18 protein-coding genes are annotated in these 17,924 nt (G+C 36.6%); 3 read left to right on the forward strand and 15 right to left on the reverse strand.

Going from position 1 to position 17,924, the window contains the following annotated elements; all coding sequences use genetic code 11:
• Nucleotides 1–164 precede the first annotated feature (164 nt).
• From BAU23_RS27150 to BAU23_RS27180, 7 genes are all read right to left on the reverse strand, one after another.
• Entirely contained in the window at nucleotides 165–1,928 is a 1,764-nt protein-coding gene (locus tag BAU23_RS27150; RefSeq protein ID WP_016130094.1) for an ABC transporter ATP-binding protein, read from the reverse strand.
• Nucleotides 1,928–3,679 (reverse strand): ABC transporter transmembrane domain-containing protein, encoded by a 1,752-nt coding sequence (locus tag BAU23_RS27155; protein ID WP_000862309.1) that lies wholly within the window; start codon nucleotides 3,677–3,679, stop codon nucleotides 1,928–1,930. Before BAU23_RS27155 ends, BAU23_RS27150 begins: the two co-directional genes overlap by 1 nt.
• Nucleotides 3,680–3,803: 124 nt before the next feature.
• Nucleotides 3,804–4,025, reverse strand: coding sequence for a YneF family protein (locus BAU23_RS27160; protein ID WP_001132292.1), 222 nt, complete (start codon nucleotides 4,023–4,025; stop codon nucleotides 3,804–3,806).
• Between the two features lie 78 nt (nucleotides 4,026–4,103).
• Nucleotides 4,104–4,544, reverse strand: coding sequence for a sporulation inhibitor of replication protein SirA (sirA, locus tag BAU23_RS27165; RefSeq protein WP_000860649.1), 441 nt, complete (start codon nucleotides 4,542–4,544; stop codon nucleotides 4,104–4,106).
• 156 nt (nucleotides 4,545–4,700) lie between these two features.
• Nucleotides 4,701–6,701: a transketolase gene (gene tkt, locus BAU23_RS27170; RefSeq protein ID WP_000019764.1), complete on the reverse strand. Its 2,001-nt coding sequence runs from the start codon at nucleotides 6,699–6,701 to the stop codon at nucleotides 4,701–4,703.
• Between the two features lie 741 nt (nucleotides 6,702–7,442).
• Nucleotides 7,443–7,682 (reverse strand): DUF896 domain-containing protein, encoded by a 240-nt coding sequence (locus tag BAU23_RS27175; protein ID WP_001139098.1) that lies wholly within the window; start codon nucleotides 7,680–7,682, stop codon nucleotides 7,443–7,445.
• A gap of 45 nt (nucleotides 7,683–7,727) precedes the next feature.
• Nucleotides 7,728–8,384 carry a YneB family resolvase-like protein gene (locus BAU23_RS27180; protein ID WP_000991795.1) on the reverse strand — a complete coding sequence of 219 codons (657 nt, stop codon included), beginning with the start codon at nucleotides 8,382–8,384 and terminating at the stop codon, nucleotides 7,728–7,730.
• 141 nt (nucleotides 8,385–8,525) lie between these two features.
• Here BAU23_RS27180 and lexA point away from each other — a divergent pair, with 141 nt between their 5' ends.
• Nucleotides 8,526–9,146 carry a transcriptional repressor LexA gene (lexA, locus tag BAU23_RS27185; RefSeq protein WP_002094456.1) on the forward strand — a complete coding sequence of 207 codons (621 nt, stop codon included), beginning with the start codon at nucleotides 8,526–8,528 and terminating at the stop codon, nucleotides 9,144–9,146.
• A gap of 103 nt (nucleotides 9,147–9,249) precedes the next feature.
• On the opposite strand, the gene BAU23_RS27190 is transcribed toward lexA, so the two are convergent.
• From BAU23_RS27190 to BAU23_RS27200, 3 genes are read right to left on the reverse strand one after another with little or no spacing between them, the layout of a single operon-like run.
• Nucleotides 9,250–10,050 (reverse strand): DUF4097 family beta strand repeat-containing protein, encoded by an 801-nt coding sequence (locus BAU23_RS27190; protein ID WP_000722548.1) that lies wholly within the window; start codon nucleotides 10,048–10,050, stop codon nucleotides 9,250–9,252.
• Nucleotides 10,051–10,053: 3 nt separating this feature from the next.
• Complete coding sequence (locus tag BAU23_RS27195) at nucleotides 10,054–10,596, reverse strand: DUF1700 domain-containing protein (protein WP_016130097.1); 543 nt, start codon at nucleotides 10,594–10,596, stop codon at nucleotides 10,054–10,056.
• The gene (locus BAU23_RS27200; RefSeq protein WP_001102616.1) at nucleotides 10,589–10,912 is read right to left on the reverse strand and encodes a PadR family transcriptional regulator; all 324 of its coding nucleotides are present in this window, start codon (nucleotides 10,910–10,912) and stop codon (nucleotides 10,589–10,591) included. The genes BAU23_RS27195 and BAU23_RS27200 overlap by 8 nt, the downstream gene beginning before the upstream one ends.
• Nucleotides 10,913–11,853: 941 nt before the next feature.
• Here BAU23_RS27200 and BAU23_RS27205 point away from each other — a divergent pair.
• Entirely contained in the window at nucleotides 11,854–13,053 is a 1,200-nt protein-coding gene (locus tag BAU23_RS27205; RefSeq protein WP_000249900.1) for a WXG100 family type VII secretion target, read from the forward strand.
• Nucleotides 13,054–13,065: 12 nt separating this feature from the next.
• Nucleotides 13,066–13,365, forward strand: coding sequence for a contact-dependent growth inhibition system immunity protein (locus BAU23_RS27210; RefSeq protein ID WP_071735584.1), 300 nt, complete (start codon nucleotides 13,066–13,068; stop codon nucleotides 13,363–13,365).
• 374 nt (nucleotides 13,366–13,739) lie between these two features.
• Here BAU23_RS27210 and BAU23_RS27215 read toward each other — a convergent pair whose 3' ends face one another.
• The 5 genes from BAU23_RS27215 to BAU23_RS27235 all read right to left on the reverse strand — a co-directional run bounded on the left by BAU23_RS27215 (nucleotide 13,740) and on the right by BAU23_RS27235 (nucleotide 17,923).
• A complete protein-coding gene (locus BAU23_RS27215) occupies nucleotides 13,740–14,795 on the reverse strand; it encodes an N-acetylmuramoyl-L-alanine amidase (RefSeq protein ID WP_071735590.1) in 1,056 nt (351 codons plus the stop codon).
• Nucleotides 14,792–15,031, reverse strand: a complete 240-nt coding sequence (locus BAU23_RS27220; RefSeq protein WP_000573836.1) for a hypothetical protein — start codon at nucleotides 15,029–15,031, stop codon at nucleotides 14,792–14,794. The genes BAU23_RS27215 and BAU23_RS27220 overlap by 4 nt, the downstream gene beginning before the upstream one ends.
• On the reverse strand, nucleotides 15,031–15,267 hold the full coding sequence (locus BAU23_RS27225; protein ID WP_000348876.1) for a hemolysin XhlA family protein: 237 nt from the start codon (nucleotides 15,265–15,267) through the stop codon (nucleotides 15,031–15,033). Before BAU23_RS27225 ends, BAU23_RS27220 begins: the two co-directional genes overlap by 1 nt.
• Nucleotides 15,268–15,345: 78 nt before the next feature.
• Entirely contained in the window at nucleotides 15,346–15,717 is a 372-nt protein-coding gene (locus tag BAU23_RS27230; protein ID WP_000184447.1) for a hypothetical protein, read from the reverse strand.
• A 385-nt stretch (nucleotides 15,718–16,102) separates the two neighbouring features.
• Complete coding sequence (locus tag BAU23_RS27235) at nucleotides 16,103–17,923, reverse strand: tail fiber domain-containing protein (RefSeq protein WP_071735592.1); 1,821 nt, start codon at nucleotides 17,921–17,923, stop codon at nucleotides 16,103–16,105.
• Between the last annotated feature and the right edge of the window lies 1 nt (nucleotide 17,924).

The following is a 17,924-nucleotide window of genomic DNA, read 5'->3' on the forward strand; positions in this document are numbered from 1 at the left end:
AATATGTATAACTTCAGTTAGTGGACACGACTTTTATGCTATAGTAAGAAAGTTCTAATATATTTATTTTGTCGAGATATTTAAGAAAAAAGTGAAATTGAAACTACACTGTACACCAGAAACTCCATTAATACACTTTTAACACCGCAAAAAAGACCTTGTAATTACAAGGCCTTTTGCAAACTACCTTTATTTTGCAGTAAGTACATATTGTAATAAAGTCCTTGTTTACTAAGTAACTCTTGATGTGTTCCGCTTTCTACAATTCTCCCTTCATGCATAACAAATATTTGATCCGCGTCTTGGATTGTAGACAATCTGTGCGCAATCGCTATCGTTGTTCTGCCTTTTCGCATTTGCTGCAATGCCGTTTGGATAGCCTCCTCTGTTTCTGTATCAATATTTGCCGTCGCTTCATCTAACACTAATACTTTCGGATTGGTTGCTATCGTTCTAGCAAAAGCAATTAATTGCCTTTGACCACTAGAAAATGCAGCTCCTCTTTCGACAACTTCAGTATCATACTGCTCTGGTAATTTTTCAATAAACGTATTCGCTTGCACAAACTTTGCTGCTTCCTCTATCTCTTCATCCGTAATCTCTTCATTATACATACGAATGTTTTGCTTTACATTTCCAGCAAATAAAAATGCATCTTGCAGCACAAGACCAATTTTCTTTCGAATTTCTTGTTCTTCAAACTTCTCTAAATCTACTCCGTCTATTACAATATTTCCTGATTTAATATTGTAAAATCTCATTAATAAATTCATAATCGTACTCTTTCCGCTACCAGTATGCCCTACGAAAGCAACCGTTTGCCCTGGCTTTACGTGAAAAGATACATTTTTTAAAACGTCACGCTTTCCATCATATGAAAAAGTAACATCTTTAAACTGAATTTCTCCGTTAACTACTCTTGGCTGTTCACTCCCCATTTGAACAGGAGCTAAATCTTTATCATCCATTAAATGAAATACACGCGATGATGAAACAAGCGCTTGCTGGAAGAAAGATAGTTTCATCATCATCTCATTTACCGGCTGGAAGAAACGATGAATATAATTAACGAAAGCATATAAAACCCCTACTTCAACAGGACTCTTTAAAGCATCGATTCCGAATAAACCAAGTACTAACGCAATTGCTACAATATGAACAAGATCTGTTGCTGGACGTAAAAGTAATGCATCTAATTTCAATGTACGACGTCCAGCACTAAAATGTTTATTGTTCACTTCTTCAAATTCTTTTCTCATCCGCTTTTCTTGCCGGAACACCTGAACAATATTCATACCTTGAATGGACTCATTTAACTTTGCATTTAATATACTCAGCTGATTGCGTACCTCTAAATAAAAAGCTGCACTTTTCCGTTGATACAACACCATAATTGCAAACATTATCGGAATTAATATGAGCGAAAATAGCGCTAATTTTACATCTAATAAAAACATCGCTACTAAAATCCCTACTAAAAAGACTACATTTTTCACGAATGTTGATAGTACACTAACATAAAAATCCTTAATCGCTTCTGTATCATTCGTTATGCGGGATACGAGCGTACCAATCGGCGTACGATCAAAGAAGCTTAATGACAATTTTTGAACATGTTCATACACTTCAACTCGCATATCTTGGACAATCTTAAAAGCGATATTTTGAAAGTACAATAAGTCTAAATAAGTAAATAATACTTTTAATAAATGAGCAATAATATACACTACAAATAGGGTTACAAGTGCTGATTGTTCAAAGTTACCTGGCACTAAGTGTTCATCAAGAAATTGTTTAATTAAAAAAGGACCCATCATTTCAGTTACAGTTGCACCAACTAGAAATAAAAATGCTAACGCTAATAACCCTTTATACGGCCTCATATAAGAAAGCAACCTTCTTAAATCACTCCGTTTTTTCTCAACCATCATACGCCCCCTTTCTCTACTAATGCCTCTAACTGCTGGCTTTCGTACATTTCTTTATACCAACCATTTTCTTTCATTAATTGCTCATGTGTCCCTCGCTGCATAACTCTACCTTCATCAATAACAAGAATAAGATTTGCATGCTGAATAGCACTTAAACGATGGGCAGTAATAATCGTCGTTTTCTCTGCCCTTTCTCGTTTCAATGCAGTTAAAATAGTTTCTTCTGTTTTTGCATCTACGGCTGATAAACAATCATCTAATATTAAAATTTCAGCATTTGTTAATAATGCGCGCGCAATAGAGATTCGCTGTTTTTGACCTCCTGATAGTGAAACGCCTCTTTCACCTACTACAGTGTCATACCCTTCTGGAAATTGAAATATATCATTATGAATACAAGCAATATCAGCAGCGCGGCTAATTTCTTTATATGTAGCATCGGCCTTTCCAAAAGCAATGTTCTCCCCAATACTCGCTGAAAATAAAAAGTGATCTTGCGGTACATATGAAATTGCAGAACGCACACCGTGAAGTGTTAAATCTCGAATATCCCGCTCCCCAACTTTTAATTCACCATTAAAATGATCATACTCTCGAATTAAACATTTTAACAACGTCGTCTTCCCTGCACCGGTACGTCCTACAATTCCTAACGTTTCACCTTTTCTTAAGTTAAAGTAAATATCTTTTAAGTTTAATAGTTCATTCTTTTTATAAGAAAACGAATCAACAGCGAACGAAACATCACCACTTGCTATAGTATTTATAGCATTTTCCCTATTCACTACATCTGAAGTTTGTGAAAGTATTTTCTCCACACGATCATACGAAGCACGTCCACGCTCCATAATATTAAATAGCCATCCAAACGCTAACATTGGCCATACAAGTGTCCCTAAGTACGTTGTAAATGTTACCAATTCCCCTACAGTTAATTCACCCCGTACGACTAATAATGATCCGTAACAAATTGCGATTAAAAATGAAAATCCGACAATTAAGGAAATCGTTGGATCGAATAACGAGTCAATACGTGCAACTAGCATATTTTTATGTACGACATCTTCAGATTTTTTCCGAAACGCTTGTAAATCCTCTTTCTCTTGTCCAAGTGAGCGAATTACCTTCATCCCACTCATACTTTCTTGTACTTTATCATTGATTTCAGAAAACGATTGCTGTGCCTTATGAAATCTTCTATGCAATAAAGTTCCATAATAATTTGTAGAAATAGCTACAATTGGCATCGGAATTAAACTTAATAACGTTAACTTCCAACTAATTGTAAATCCCATCGCTACGAGTACACATCCTCCAACAGCTAATGAATCAACGAGTGTTAAAACACCTGACCCCGCAGTTTGCTGAATCGCCTGAATATCATTGGTCGCATGTGCCATCAAATCGCCTGTGCGACGTGATTGATAAAAGGATGGGCTCATCTTAGTAAAATGTTCATATAGATTCTTTCGCAGTTGACGAGCTAGTTTTAAAGAAGATCCAAAAATCATAATACGCCATAAGTAACGTAATATATACATCGCAATTCCTACAACTACTAATAGAATAACCCAGTTCAACAATTTTTCAGACGTTAATGTTCCATTATTAATTTCATCTACTACAATCCCTAGTACTCTTGGCGCTACAAGTTCAAGAAGCGCGACACCAAATAACATAATAATTCCGATTATGTACGCTCGTTTTTCTTGCTTAAAAAACCAAGCTAAATTAAAAAACACTTTCATATTTATCCTCCTCCCTTAAAATGAGCGATGTTTTCAGTTTACCAAAAACACAGAATTTTTAAAAGTTTTAAACACTTATTATACCCAAAAGAAAAGGACACTCGGTAAGAGTGCCCTTTAGCGCTTATTTCGTTTGTTGCTTGTTCATCGCGCTCATCATTTGATTGATTTTCTTTTGGGAAGGTTTTTGCCCCATTTGCATCATCATCATTTTTAGCATTTGTTCGTTAATTGGTGGATTTTTTTGTAAGTAATTCATCATATATTTGCGGGCAATGAAAAATCCTAACGCCACGCCTGCTACTAGTGCTACTACGCCCACTAGAATACCTAACCACATTGGCATATCTTTTCCTCCTTCATGTTGTCTACCTTACAGTGTACTAAAACCTTTTCAATAAGACAAGATACTATTCGACATTTTTTACACATATGTTCGTACTTGTTTGAGAGGATTTAACCAGCCGTACTTTTTATTTTCATAATCCATCGCTAAAAATGTTAACTCACACTTTCTAAGCACCTCAAAGAAAGTTGTTTCCATGGATACATTTCCAGAAGTATTCATTCGAATATATTGTGATTTCACGACTATTTCGCCGTATTCAGCTCCTGTATAAAGCGTATGAGTATAATTCGTTCTTTCATATTTGCCAAGAACACGCAAAGCTTGTTCTAATTTATGATGAATTTTCATTACTTGTAACGGCATCGTAATATACGTCATTTGTTTATATAATACTTTCTTCTCCGAAAGGGACCCAGATTCTGAAAATCGAGCAAATAAATCAAAAAACAAATATTCACGACCAAAGTAAGCTTTCGCAATATCCTCTTGAATTAAATACAATTCATACGTTTTCATTTTTCCCCTCCCAATCTGGACAACCTTTTCCCTACATTATATAAGAGAAAATTTGCAATGATTGTCTGACTACGGAGAGAGAAAAAACTTTTTCTGTCGAAAAAACTCAACTACATAGAAAAATCTCCCCATGCTGGAGAGATTTTTCTAAAATCATTAAAGCATTTCTTTTACTTTACGAACAACGTTCTCTACAGTAAATCCATACTCTTCCATAATCTTCTCACCAGGAGCAGAAGCACCGAATGTATCGATACCTAGTACATCTCCATCAAGACCTACGTAACGGTGCCATCCGATTGTAGCACCCATTTCAATTGCGAAACGTTTCGTTACCGCTTTTGGTAGTACAGATTCTTTGTACTCAGCAGTTTGAGCTTCAAAGCGATCCATAGATGGCATGCTAACAACAGCTGCATCAACGCCGTCTGCTGCTAGAGCTTTTTGCGCTTCAATTGCTAAGCTTACTTCAGATCCAGTTGCAATTAAGATTACATCAGCAGTTTCTTTTTTGCTTGCAGAAACTACATATGCACCTTTTGCTACTTTTTCATAAGTGTCGTCTTTTGCACCTTCTAATGTTGGAAGATCTTGACGAGTTAACACTAATGCAGTTGGTGTTTTTGTTGATTCTAGAGCTAATCTCCAAGCTGCAACTGATTCGTTACCGTCTGCTGGACGAATAACAGAAACGTTTGGCATTGCACGAAGTGCTGCTAATTGTTCAACCGGCTCATGTGTTGGACCATCTTCACCAACAGCGATACTATCATGTGTGAATACATACGTTACAGGCAATTGCATTAATGCTGCAAGACGAATTGCTGGACGTAAGTAGTCAGAGAATACGAAGAACGTACCACCGTAAGTTTTTAAACCGCCATGAAGTGCGATACCGTTCATTGCTGCACCCATTGCGAATTCACGTACACCGTACCAAATGTTTTTTCCGCTGTAATCAGCTCTTGTAAAGTCTTTTTCGTTATTCATGTATGTTTTGTTAGAACCAGCAAGGTCAGCAGATCCACCGAAGAATGATGGTACAGACTCTGCAATTGCATTAATTACAGCACCTGAAGAATTACGTGTTGCTGCTTTTGATCCTAATTCATAAGTTGGTAAGCTTTGTTCCCAACCTTCTGGAAGAAGACCGTTCATTGCTGCTTGCAGTTCGTTTGCTAATTCTGGATATGCTTGTGCATATTCACCGAGCATCGTGTTCCACGCAGCTTGCGTCGTTTCACCAACATCTTGTACTGTTTTACGGAAGTTGTCATATACTTCTTCTGCTACATGGAAGTCTTGTTCAGCAGTCCAAGCGTATGCTTCTTTCGTTAATTTTGTTTCGTCTACACCAAGTGGAGAACCATGTGAAGCTGATTTTCCTGATTTGTTTGGAGAACCGAAACCAATTGTCGTTCTTACTTCAATTAGCGTTGGGCGTTTTTCGTCAGCTTTCGCTTCTTCAATTGCTTTTGCGATCGCTTCAATATCGTTTCCATCCTCAACACGGATTACTTGCCAGCCGTATGCTTTGTAACGATCTTCTACACTTTCAGAGAATGAACGATTTAAATCGCCATCTAATGAAATATCGTTTGAATCGTAAAGTACAACAAGACGACCTAATTGTAAATGAGCAGCTAATGAAGATGCTTCAGCAGAAACGCCTTCCATTAAATCTCCATCACCACAAATAGCGTATGTATGATGATCTACTACATTATACGCATCACGGTTGTATTTAGCCGCTAAATGTCTTTCAGCCATTGCCATACCTACAGCAGTTGCAATACCTTGTCCAAGTGGACCAGTAGTTGCGTCTACACCTGCTGTATGACCGTACTCAGGATGTCCTGGAGTTTTGCTTCCCCATTGACGGAAGTTCTTTAAGTCATCCATTGTTACATCATAACCAGATAGGTGAAGTAGGCTGTATAATAACATTGAACCATGACCTGCAGATAATACGAAACGATCGCGGTTAAACCACGTTGGGTTATTTGGATTGTGTTTCATAAATTGAGTCCATAATGTATAAGCCATTGGTGCTGCACCCATTGGCATTCCTGGGTGACCAGAGTTTGCTTTTTCAATCGCATCAATGGATAATGTGCGAATCGTGTTGATAGAAAGTTGTTCGATTGAATGTGACATGCTATTCTTCCCTTCGCGTATGTTAGTAAACGTTTTATACATTTATATGATAGCTTCCCACGCAAGATTATACAACATGTATCGACAAATATGTTGATGTTTTTTTGATATTTTATAAAAAAATCAATGTTTCCGGGAATGTATGGGCATTCAATATGACATACTTTTTCATTGTTTTTATTTTAAAAAGAAAGGGAATTATCTGTATTTTTATGCAATATCATTAAATCCAAAAATAAAAAATGTATATTTAACCTTTCATTACTGCGCGTGGCAAATGAATAGAAGGCTCTAACTAAAAATAAAGAAGAGTGTTCTCCCTTTGAATCGAAATAAAATCAATAATAATTACCATCAAAGTAACACATGCACAAGACCATATTTTAAGCTTAGCGCAAATATGAAGAGCACATTAATTTCAACCACGCACTCCTACTAATCATAAAACAAATTGCACAAGCATATTCTCCTCGCATCTATTTTATCCTGCCTAAAGAATTACTGTATATACAATCTACTTGAATCTACTTGCAATCATTGCTTCTAATAACGCTATGTCAACCAATTCGATTTATTCACATATTACCTTCGCAACAAGTACATAATAAAAGACATATCAATTGATATGTCTAAATTCACCACTCACTATGTATTGAAACGATTGAAGTAGCATTACAACCGGAAAGCTATTACTCACGTATCTTTCTATTAATATCAAAAAAGACGGGCTATGCCCATCTTTTAATTTAATTTTGCATTATCTTGCTTTTTTAAAGCTTTCAATTTCGTCGGTGTAACATCCGTGCCTTCTTCGTTAACGACTTTAATTCCTTTTAATTCGTTTAACATATTTTGACGAAATCCTTTTAAATATTGTTCACGTAGCGATTGGCGCTCACGTTGTTCTTCTTCAGTTAAGCCTTCAGCTTTTGCTTTTTTCGCTAAGAAGTTAATGCGTTCAATGAGTTCGTGACTTGGCATCTCGAATCCCCCTTCTACTCAAAACTGATTATTATCATACAATAGTTAGTCCTCTTTATCAAGCAATTGCTTTGTATATTCTACATATCTTCGATGTACAGTTGCTTTTGAAACATCATGACCAAAACCACGAAGTGTTGCTGCAATTTCTTCAAAAGTTAATTCATTCCGGCGTAAACGTACAATTTCCTCAATTGGTACTTCTTTTTTCTCACGTCCTATACTTAAATGACGATTTTTCAAATTATTCTCTGGGCGAAACCCTTTCTCTACCGCCCTTTGCATGCCACGCTTAATTTTCAAATTGTGAATCTTCCTTTGATACTCTTCCACGATTCCAATGATATCCAATACCATCGAGTCAGAATCTGAAAGTTGTAATTCACCATTATGCGTATGTGTATATACTTTTATTCCTTCTTTATGTAAACAATGCATTAATGCAATCTTCGCATTCCCTCTACCAAGACGCGTTTCATCTTGTATTAGAAGTACATCAACTTGTTCATCTCGAATTGTATCTAATACTTCTAATATGCCATCACGTTCAATTGTATAGCCACTAGCCTGCTCCTCAATCACCTTTGTCACATTCATTTGATAGCGCTCAGCTAAATGCAATAATTCATCCTTTTGACGCAATAATGATGTTTCTTGTGCTTCTTTTGTTGTACTGACACGCGCATAAACAATTGCATTCATTTTGAACCCTTCTTTCTCGCTTTATTTTCCCTCTAGTGTATCATAAATCTTCCTTTTGTTCGAACTTATGTTTGTAGAATGTTTTTTCGCATGTTATACTTATTAATAAGAAAAATGAAAGAAAACGAGGTGTTAGAAAACATGGAAAAGTTAACGAAACGCCAGCAAGACATTCTCGACTTTATTAAGCTAAAAGTACAAGAAAAAGGATATCCACCTTCCGTACGTGAAATCGGTCAAGCAGTCGGCCTCGCTTCTAGTTCTACAGTGCACGGACATTTATCACGACTAGAAGAAAAAGGATATATTCGACGCGATCCAACAAAACCACGCGCAATTGAAATTTTAGGTGACAACCGAATGGAAACAGAAACACAATCTGTTATTCAAGTTCCAATCGTCGGAAAAGTTACTGCCGGTTTACCGATTACAGCAGTCGAAAGTGTAGAAGATCACTTCCCACTTCCAGCTAGTATCGTTGCTGGAGCAGATCAAGTGTTTATGTTACGCATTTCTGGAGATAGCATGATTGACGCTGGTATTTTTGATGGAGATTTAGTTGTAGTTCGCCAACAACAGTCTGCATACAACGGTGAAATTGTAGTTGCTTTAACAGAAGATAACGAAGCAACTGTTAAACGTTTCTATAAAGAAAAAGATCATTTCCGTCTACAACCGGAAAACTCTTCACTAGAACCTATCATTTTAAAACAAGTGTCAGTTATCGGAAAAGTAATCGGCGTATATCGTGATTTACATTAAAAATAATAAAAAGAAGATAATCCCCTTATTTATATAGGGGATTATCTTCTTTTTATATTTTGATAGATTTCCGTTTACTCAAAAGAATGCATTACCTTAATTATTAACGCGTTTCAATAGTAACATCTCCAGCAGCTGTTTTACCGCTAATTTTTTTACTCCCATTACCAATTGTTATATTTTGATTTTCTTCATTAAAAATTGTCACGTCTCCAGCAGCACTTTGCCCCGTTATAACTGCATCTTGTGGTTTTTCCAACAAAGTAATATCTACATCTCCAGCAGTTGAACTTGCCTCTACATCATATTTTGGATCATGATCCATAATATATACATCTCCGCTAGCCGTTTTTGCTGTTACTTTCCCTATTACTTTTTTAAAGCTCACCTCACCAGCTTTTGTAGATCCCTCCACACTCTTAGCTGTTACATGTTTCAAATCCACTTCTCCTGCGAGTGTTTCAACACTTACGCGGTCACTTTTCACATTACTTATTTCTATTTGTCCAGCGGATGAATTTACTTTTATCTCTTGATAAGAACGTTCAGGTACTAATATAGTCAATGTAGGCGTTCGAAATCCAAAATTGTAAAATGAAAAATCAAATGAAACACCTTTTTCTATTTCCCCTATGACTTTTAATGTATCACCATCTTCAGCAATACGAATTTCCTGTTTACTTACGTCCCCTGTTTGCTTTACATAAAAAGAGGAATCAGGAGATTTTTGGACAACAATATCTCCTGCATCTAACTTAACTTCTACATTTTTTAGCGTTTCGTTCTTAATTACGTCCTCTTTATCTCCTTTTTCTGCAGTTTTTACTGCTTTTTCATATGTTTGTGAAATCCCTATTACTCCAATAATGATACAAGCGATAGCTACTAATAATATCTTTTTCATCATCTACTCCCCTTTTATCATTTTGAAGTTCCATACTACATAGCGTACACATAATCTTTTAAACCACTTCGTACTATAATAAGCTACAATACATAACAACAAACCTACTCCAACAAACGTTATACTAACGAAAAGATCCAACCATATAAACGTACCCATAAATATTTTTATAATAACGAAAAATGGTGTCACTACACTAGCAATACCACCGACCCAAAATGAAAATATAAAACCGATAATTGCAACTAACGGGCCTAATACAATAATAAAATTAAACAAACTAAGTCCAATCGCTGCCATGACAGCTCTTGTTACATTCGAAGTCGATGGATCCTTTTTCATCTCATCAAAGCGATACAACGCAAGCAAGTCTTTCGCAATTACCTTTGGAGAGCCAAGTCCCTTTATTATTTCTGATTCAGTTTTCCCCTCTTCCATCCCAAACTGAAAGTGCTCTTCATAATCAAATAAAATATCTTGTCGCTCTTCTTCTGGTAACTTTCTAAGATGACTTGATAATTCTTTAAGAAACTGCTCTTTACTCATCCCATTCCACCCCTTCAATAATTTCTTGAACACCTTTAGCAAAATCACGCCACTCTGTTACTAATAACGTAAGTTGCATCTCTCCTTGCTCTGTTAGTTGATAATATTTACGGGGCGGTCCTTCCGTGGATTCTTTTAAATATGTTTGAAAATATTCCTCTTTCGTTAAACGACGTAATAGCGGATATACAGAACCTTCCGATATTAAAAATTTATTTGAAATTTGCTGAACAAGTTCATAACCATAACAATCCTTACGTTTTACAAGCGCCAATACACACAGTTCTAACACACCTTTTTTAAATTGAACGTTCAAGGACAATCCCCCTTTCTTATTTCAGTACTGTTCAATACACGGTACCTGTTTTATCCATAATATACCACTTAGTACTGTTTATTGCAAGGTACTATATTTTCAAACTTTAATTTATCACTAAACACATCCACAACATCAAACACTGAGCAAAACATACAATATTGAAGAAATACAATAGTATTTTAAATAATCTCCGTGATTTTTCCGAGCATCTCGCGGACAGCTATTCAATTTATTCCGCCAGCACCTATGTTGTCCGCAAATAAAAAAGCCCTGATACCGTAGTATCAAGGCTTTTTTACTTCTTAGTATAGAGACATATATTGGTCGCGTTCCCATTGGTGAACTTGCGTGCGGAATATATCCTCTGAATTCATCCAATTTTAAATTGCGCCAAAAACGTTGATCTATCAAGGTTTCATAAAAGTGATGTTTCATAGTGATTCATCACTTTTTTTTATTTTGTGGGTGAATTGTGGGTGGGTGAACTTCCAATAAATACATCTCTTAAATAAGCTTAGAGGGTACACTACTTTTCTTTATTTCAATATTCACCTTTAAAATACACCTCATGGCAATTATAATTAAAAAAATAATTTCTTCAATTTTTTTTAATACGTCTACATTATTTCAATTTGCATTAAAAGAATTTGGTATAATTAGCTTAATTTAAGGGAGGGGGATAGCTTGAAGGTTGTTCAATCTATATTTAGAGGGTTTCGTTTATTAAGTAAAATCATAAATCCTATACTAAAGGCATTATCTAAAAGTAAATTTTAAATATCGTAGCAAAAAAGCCGACTCAAGAGGGTGGGCTTTAAATTTATTCATATGATTAAAATTATCCTCTTAAATGCCCCTTAATACAGTAATACGAATTTTCTATATTTACATTTTTTTCTTCTTGCCTCATAATTTTAATCGGGAGCGTGAGGAAGAAAATGGTTCAAATAAAAATTACACCTGAAGAATTAGAACAAGTTGCAAAACGGGCTAATGATACTAAGCATGCATTAGAATCCATACATAATAATTTATGCAATCAAATTGATTACATGTGTTTTCAATGGACAGGTGCATCGAATCAAAACTTCGTTCAAATGTTTAACAATGCCAGACCATCCGTATTCACAGCTATCAATGCACTTGTGCATGTCGAAGAAGAATTAAAGAGAATTGCTGAAAAATTCCGCGTTGCAGATAGCGAAGATGTAACGACTCCAAAAGAAACTACACCTAGTAAATCACCTGAAAAATCTTTCTTAGGAAAAGTTTGGGATGGTATAGTAGACGGTACGGGAGCTGCTGTTGGAGATACAATCGACGGTATAAAAGCATTAGGTGACTGGGAAACTTGGAAAGGCATGGGCTACACTGTCACCCATTTAGATGAAGCTTTACCTGCTATGTGGGATGCGTTATCCGACTCTTATAATAAAGATGTGATAAATGGGGATGCAGAAACACGCGCAAGATGGGGATCGTATGCTTTAACACAAATTGGATTAGGTCTTCTTGGAGATAAAGGGGTCAGTAAGGCTGCAAAGCTAGCACAAGGTGCTAAATTCTCTCAAGGCATCTCAAAAGCTGGACAATTATTTAATAAAGGCGATAATTTGGCTTTCGCAGGCGGTAATGGTGTTACATCTGCATTTGATAGTGCTACTTTTAGACAAGCCGAAGAAAAACTTTCAACCTACCAGTTTGCTCAGGGTGAAAATACTACTACTGTGAAACCTGGTGATAGTAGTTCACTTGCCCCTGGAGGGGGCCTAGCTGCACACGAGGCTAGAGGTGGACATTTAATAGAAAGACATGTAGGAAAAACAGATGAAGAACTATTGCAAAGATTAGAAAGTAATTCTACAATAACAGGTGCGTCCACCTTTGCCGATAGAGCTACGGCTGAAAAAATAGCAAATGAAGTTTTAAGCAACCCGCAAAATACGGAAAAAATAAACAGATGGTTAAATAACCCTGACAGCAAGCCAACCTTACCCTTAAGATACCAAGGTACAGATATTACTGGTAGGCATGTTCCTAGAGGATCAGAAATTATCTCAGAAGTAAAAAATGCAAGAATTGTTTTAAAAAAAGACAGAGATGGTAGTTTTATTATTACAGGATATCCAGAAAGATAGAGGAGAGTTTATATGAAAGATAAATACATACAATATGAAGAATTAGGTGATTTTTTAGCAGGAACTTTCCATCAAGATATTGAATCAATCGAATTCGCCATAAACGAATTTATCACTGAAGTTACTAATATATGTTTAGAGAATACTATTGAAGACATTACATCATTCCTACAAAGTGGTTTAACTGTTCATGAAAAAGAAGAATTCATTAAATATAATGCCGAAATTTATTTTCCTGCTTTAAACCTTACCCCTATAGAATGGCTAGAGCAAATAGTCGAACTCTTAAAAAGAGCATTAAAAAGTAAATAGTAAGAACGGTTTTCGACCACCCTTTACAGGTGGTCTTTTACTTTTTTCTACTTTACATACACAAAAGCTTCATTTGTCGTAACATAGTATATTTCCCCCTTTTCTATTGTTTACTTTATAAGGTCGAAAATTTGGTATTACTGCTGGAGATGGGAGCACCGACTCAGTCATTATTGGAACGACCTACAAATCAGAATCAGATGAATTAGGTATGAAAAATGTTAACAAATCAGAATACGAAACGTCTGTAAACTTAAAATATGTTGAGGTAATTGAAGAAAAAAACCTATATAGGGGTTTACACTAACTAGCTAAAGGAAATTAAGTACAACAAATAAAAGCAGAACCTTATGAGGGTTCTGCTTTTATAATTTTCATCTCGCATACACATAGGCAGGATTAGTAGTTACATAGTATGTTTTGCCTTTACTGTTGTGTACTTTGTATTGATATGAACCATTCACAATTACTTTTGTCTCAATAACAAACCCTAAACCTATATCTACTACTTCAGCCACATCTTTATCCTGCCAAGATGGAGATTCATAGAAACGTAAATTGTCCACTTTAGAAATAACCCTTTTACCAGTTATAGTAGAAGCATCCGTCCCATTGTAACGGATGTATGAGGAGTCATAATAAATCCATTGGTTACCACCAAGATTTAACCAGTTCCCTAATTTACCCCATACTTTATAAGCCTCTCCTTTTTGTAATTTACGAATAACACTATTATCTGTTGATGGTCCAGAACGGAGATTTACATTGTACCCCTCAATATACGCAACACCATTCACCTCTACTGTACCAGGTACTTCATTTGGTTTTTGTGGTTTAGCATCCACTGTAACAGAGTTCCCGTTATAAGCCTTTAACACGTCTGCTCGGAATTTACCCTCTGATATACCATGACTACGAAGATAATCAAGTGGGTCTTCATGGTTTGTACCACCTAATTTATAAGTAATATCCTTATGTGTCCATAATCCTTTAGAAGGATGAATATTTCGTTCCCGTAAGATTTCCCCTATCAACTCTACATATCGTTCGTAAGAACGTTTGAACTTCATCGGATCACTTGTTTCACACAGTTCGACATGAACAAATCTAGCATTCGCTGCTGAGCCTGCACCCCATGCACGATATTTAGTAGATGCAATTTGAATTTTTTCATCCCAATCAACTGCGTAGTGAACAAATGCTGAACGCCATGTGCGAGACTCATATTTTTGAATATTAATAGCTGGAGCTTCTGGGGTAGCTGTAGAATGTGCTACAACACCTTCATAAGCGCCAACACCATTACGGTATGGTTGTTTTGGTAAATCAGGAATAATCAAAACCCTATCAGCAAATACGTTTGTTCCAATTGATAATACTAAAATCATAGCAACAACTATAGCTGAAATATGTTTCCACTTCTTTTTCATTTTACATCGGCATCCTTTTTTATAATTTTTGTGTGGTCAAATAATCCACTTGCTGACAGTCCAATAATGATTCCTTGAAATATATTTGTTTTGATATCTTGAGACAAAAATAAAACGCCTAGCATTATGCCTAGCGTTAAATTTAGTAACGGAACATATTTTGTTTGCATCCCAACTGTTTTTGCAATTTGTGATAGTCCTACGACAACACCAATCATTACCGTAACTTCAATCATTACATACCACCCCCTTTCAAGAAGAAGGTAAGAGCCGCTCCAATAAGTCCACCAACAATAAGGCGTAAAATCCAAGTTGTATTAGCGCTAATCTTATCTAATTGCTTATTGATATTGATAATGTCTTTCTCGTTACCTGTTGTCCGCATTTCTAAACTTTTAATCTCTAAGCGAATGTCCTTAATATCTTGCTTTATTTCTTGAACATCACTTCTCACCTCTTGCAAACCATCCATACCGTCCACCTCTTTCCAACCTCATAAATTATTTAAAATAAAAAAGCCTACTTTTCGTACGCTTTGCTTTAAATCTAGTTATTTAGTTACTCCGTGATTATCTGATGCTTCTATATGTTCCTTAATAGAATCTCCAGCACCTACTTCTGTAGAAATCTCTGCTGCCGGATCCCCCGCTTTTATAACAGAGACTGTAATCGGACTACCTCTGAATAACTCAACATTAACGTTAAAATTGCTCGCGGTAATAATTCCGGCATTTACTAAGTTATCTACAACATCATCGATTTCCATAAATTTATTATCGTTCCCTGGCATCACATCTTCATTCGGAGCCGGGTTTTGAACTAATTGCATAACTAATTTCTCTAGTATTGGCATGATTTGATTGATAATTTGGCTTTGTAATTGATTTTCCTCTGGACTTGTACTTTGGATTTGATTTGTCATTTTGTTATCTCCCCTTTTAGACAATAAAAAAAGACCAGCTTATGGCTGCTCTGGTTTCCTATTTATTAGTTGTTGTAGTAACAATTCTTCTAACTTCGCAATTCTTTCTTCTTGACTAATTAACACACCTTTTAACTCATTAAGTTCAGTCTGAATGGAAACTTCCTCAAGTTTTTCTGCCTCAATTTCAGCTTTTAGGCTAGCAATTTTCTCTTGGTCAGCTAGTTGCTCTCTGCGAATTTGCTGTACTGCTCCTACAGTTATTGTAGCTAGCTTGTAAGATGGTACAGATTTTCTGTCTCTAGATGCTAATGCTTCTGGTACATCTTCTGCGATGAATCCGTACTGCTTATCGATAGCTTTAAGAGTGATAGGGTCTGTCTCTTCACCGCTGTCTGTATAGCTCAGCTACGTCTGCTTTAAGGTAATACTCTTTAGGCGTTAGCTCCATGATAGTATCTAGAGCGTTAACTTCGATGTCTTTGATATACGCCTTGATAGTTCTACTTGATGTGTTCTCGAAGTTACTAGCACGGATTTTTCCAGCCCAAAGGTTAGCCCACTCGTTACCGTTTTGCTTCTTAATCTGTAAACCGTAGTCGTAGTAAGCTGAGTCATTAGCTGAACGAATCATAAACGAGCTACCAAGAAACACATCGGTGTCAGCATTATCACGGTTCTCAGATACACGTTTGTCGACTATTTTAAGCGTTCGGTTAGTTATTGGGAAGTACCCTCTACCGTTTTCAAACGTCCAAACTCCACCGCCTGATGCAAATGTAGTAGGACCACCAGTACCGATAATCATTTCGTCTTTACCGTTAAGGTTCATTCTGCCCTCACGAGCGATAATTTCAATATTACCTGTTTTGCCAAACTCTATCTCAGACTTAGATACGACACCTTTATTACTGTCGTCTCTGTTTTTAGCAATACCGATACGCGCTGATGCATCAGCCCATATGTTGTTCGTAGGTGCCTGATGCTCTATGAACATAGCGCCTTCTAGTGCTGCTGCGTTAGAACCGTCATAACTGTTACCTAGCACAAGAGAAGTACGGATGTATTGCTGAGTATTACCAATGTTAGGCATGAATCCAAAGTAACCACGTTGTACAGGTACTGTGTTAAGCCCTAGTCTGTGCTTAAGTGCAAAGTGTTGGGCGTTCATCTCGATAAATCCGCCTATCTGGTTCTGCTCGAGCGTACTAATCGTAGCGCCTACGAGTCGCTGTGACTGAATACTCTTAGCTGTAACAGCCCCATCAAGATTAATCTTACCTGCTTGGATCAATACACTTTGAGCTGTTTGGTTAATCGCAGAAGCTATCCCGCCTGCTTCTACTTTCGAGATAATTTGATTCTTTAGAAGAGTAATAGAGCCCTCATACGTATCTACTATGGCTTTACTTCCATATCGTCCATCTGATTCAGTTTTCTTGTACACATCAGTTGCTAAGACTCTTAGGTCAATCTTGTTGTTAGCCTGTGTAATGCTTGACTCAATAGTTGAAATCTTAGCGTTATAGTCCGTTGTAGCAACTTTCTTAGCAACTTCACTTATTAGAGCGTCATAGTTAACATAGTCCTGTGGGTGCTCCATGAAGGCGGAAGCATTAGAGCCGTACTGTAGCATTGGTTGAGCTACCCACAGAGTCCCGTTACGTCTTACCCATATATCTGCTCTTAGTACAGTAATAGCTGTAGCAGGTGCAGTAATTTTAACCTCTGCATACACCCATTTGTTATTGACTAATTTAGGTGCTAGCTCTGTTTGCATTGTAGTTGATCCCGTTGAACCATTGAAGAATTGAAGCTTTATGACAGCTCCTTGGTCTAGCAAGGCTTTATCTTGTACATAGAACCATGCACCAAACACATAATCTCCACTGCTAATACTTGCGGGTATACTTTGAGAGATACCACAATATCTATCTGTAGTGCCTGCACCTGTAACAACGATTTTAGCGGAATTGTAGCCCTCTCGGTTTCGTGTAGCTTCTGCTGTAATAGAACCCCCTACTCCTGCAGGGATATTGCTACCCCATTTGTCAAGACTTGGCGTTCTGCTTGTTATGATCCCTGTAGTAGCGTTAATCACTTTAGTTTCAAAGGCTGTATTTCTCAATTCGTTCTCTGCACCGAGTTTACCGATATAGTCCGTCATTTCAGTAGACTTAACTCTCAGATCAATTTCGTTATTCATT

The sequence above is a fragment of the Bacillus nitratireducens genome, assembly GCF_001884135.1.
In the GTDB taxonomy this organism is placed as follows: domain Bacteria; phylum Bacillota; class Bacilli; order Bacillales; family Bacillaceae_G; genus Bacillus_A; species Bacillus_A nitratireducens.

Bases quoted from the DNA above. Each gene is read 5' to 3' on its own strand.
- BAU23_RS27210 (WP_071735584.1), top strand. From the start codon at position 13,066: ATGAAAGATAAATACATACAATATGAAGAATTAGGTGATTTTTTAGCA.
- BAU23_RS27150 (WP_016130094.1), bottom strand. From the start codon at position 1,928: ATGGTTGAGAAAAAACGGAGTGATTTAAGAAGGTTGCTTTCTTATATG.
- BAU23_RS27220 (WP_000573836.1), bottom strand. From the start codon at position 15,031: ATGATTGAAGTTACGGTAATGATTGGTGTTGTCGTAGGACTATCACAA.
- BAU23_RS27235 (WP_071735592.1), bottom strand. From the start codon at position 17,923: ATGAATAACGAAATTGATCTGAGAGTTAAGTCTACTGAAATGACGGAC.
- sirA (WP_000860649.1), bottom strand. From the start codon at position 4,544: ATGAAAACGTATGAATTGTATTTAATTCAAGAGGATATTGCGAAAGCT.
- BAU23_RS27160 (WP_001132292.1), bottom strand. From the start codon at position 4,025: ATGCCAATGTGGTTAGGTATTCTAGTGGGCGTAGTAGCACTAGTAGCA.
- BAU23_RS27205 (WP_000249900.1), top strand. From the start codon at position 11,854: ATGGTTCAAATAAAAATTACACCTGAAGAATTAGAACAAGTTGCAAAA.
- BAU23_RS27175 (WP_001139098.1), bottom strand. From the start codon at position 7,682: ATGCCAAGTCACGAACTCATTGAACGCATTAACTTCTTAGCGAAAAAA.
- BAU23_RS27190 (WP_000722548.1), bottom strand. From the start codon at position 10,050: ATGAAAAAGATATTATTAGTAGCTATCGCTTGTATCATTATTGGAGTA.
- BAU23_RS27215 (WP_071735590.1), bottom strand. From the start codon at position 14,795: ATGAAAAAGAAGTGGAAACATATTTCAGCTATAGTTGTTGCTATGATT.
- BAU23_RS27225 (WP_000348876.1), bottom strand. From the start codon at position 15,267: ATGGATGGTTTGCAAGAGGTGAGAAGTGATGTTCAAGAAATAAAGCAA.
- BAU23_RS27195 (WP_016130097.1), bottom strand. From the start codon at position 10,596: ATGAGTAAAGAGCAGTTTCTTAAAGAATTATCAAGTCATCTTAGAAAG.
- BAU23_RS27180 (WP_000991795.1), bottom strand. From the start codon at position 8,384: ATGAATGCAATTGTTTATGCGCGTGTCAGTACAACAAAAGAAGCACAA.
- tkt (WP_000019764.1), bottom strand. From the start codon at position 6,701: ATGTCACATTCAATCGAACAACTTTCTATCAACACGATTCGCACATTA.
- lexA (WP_002094456.1), top strand. From the start codon at position 8,526: ATGGAAAAGTTAACGAAACGCCAGCAAGACATTCTCGACTTTATTAAG.
- BAU23_RS27155 (WP_000862309.1), bottom strand. From the start codon at position 3,679: ATGAAAGTGTTTTTTAATTTAGCTTGGTTTTTTAAGCAAGAAAAACGA.
- BAU23_RS27230 (WP_000184447.1), bottom strand. From the start codon at position 15,717: ATGACAAATCAAATCCAAAGTACAAGTCCAGAGGAAAATCAATTACAA.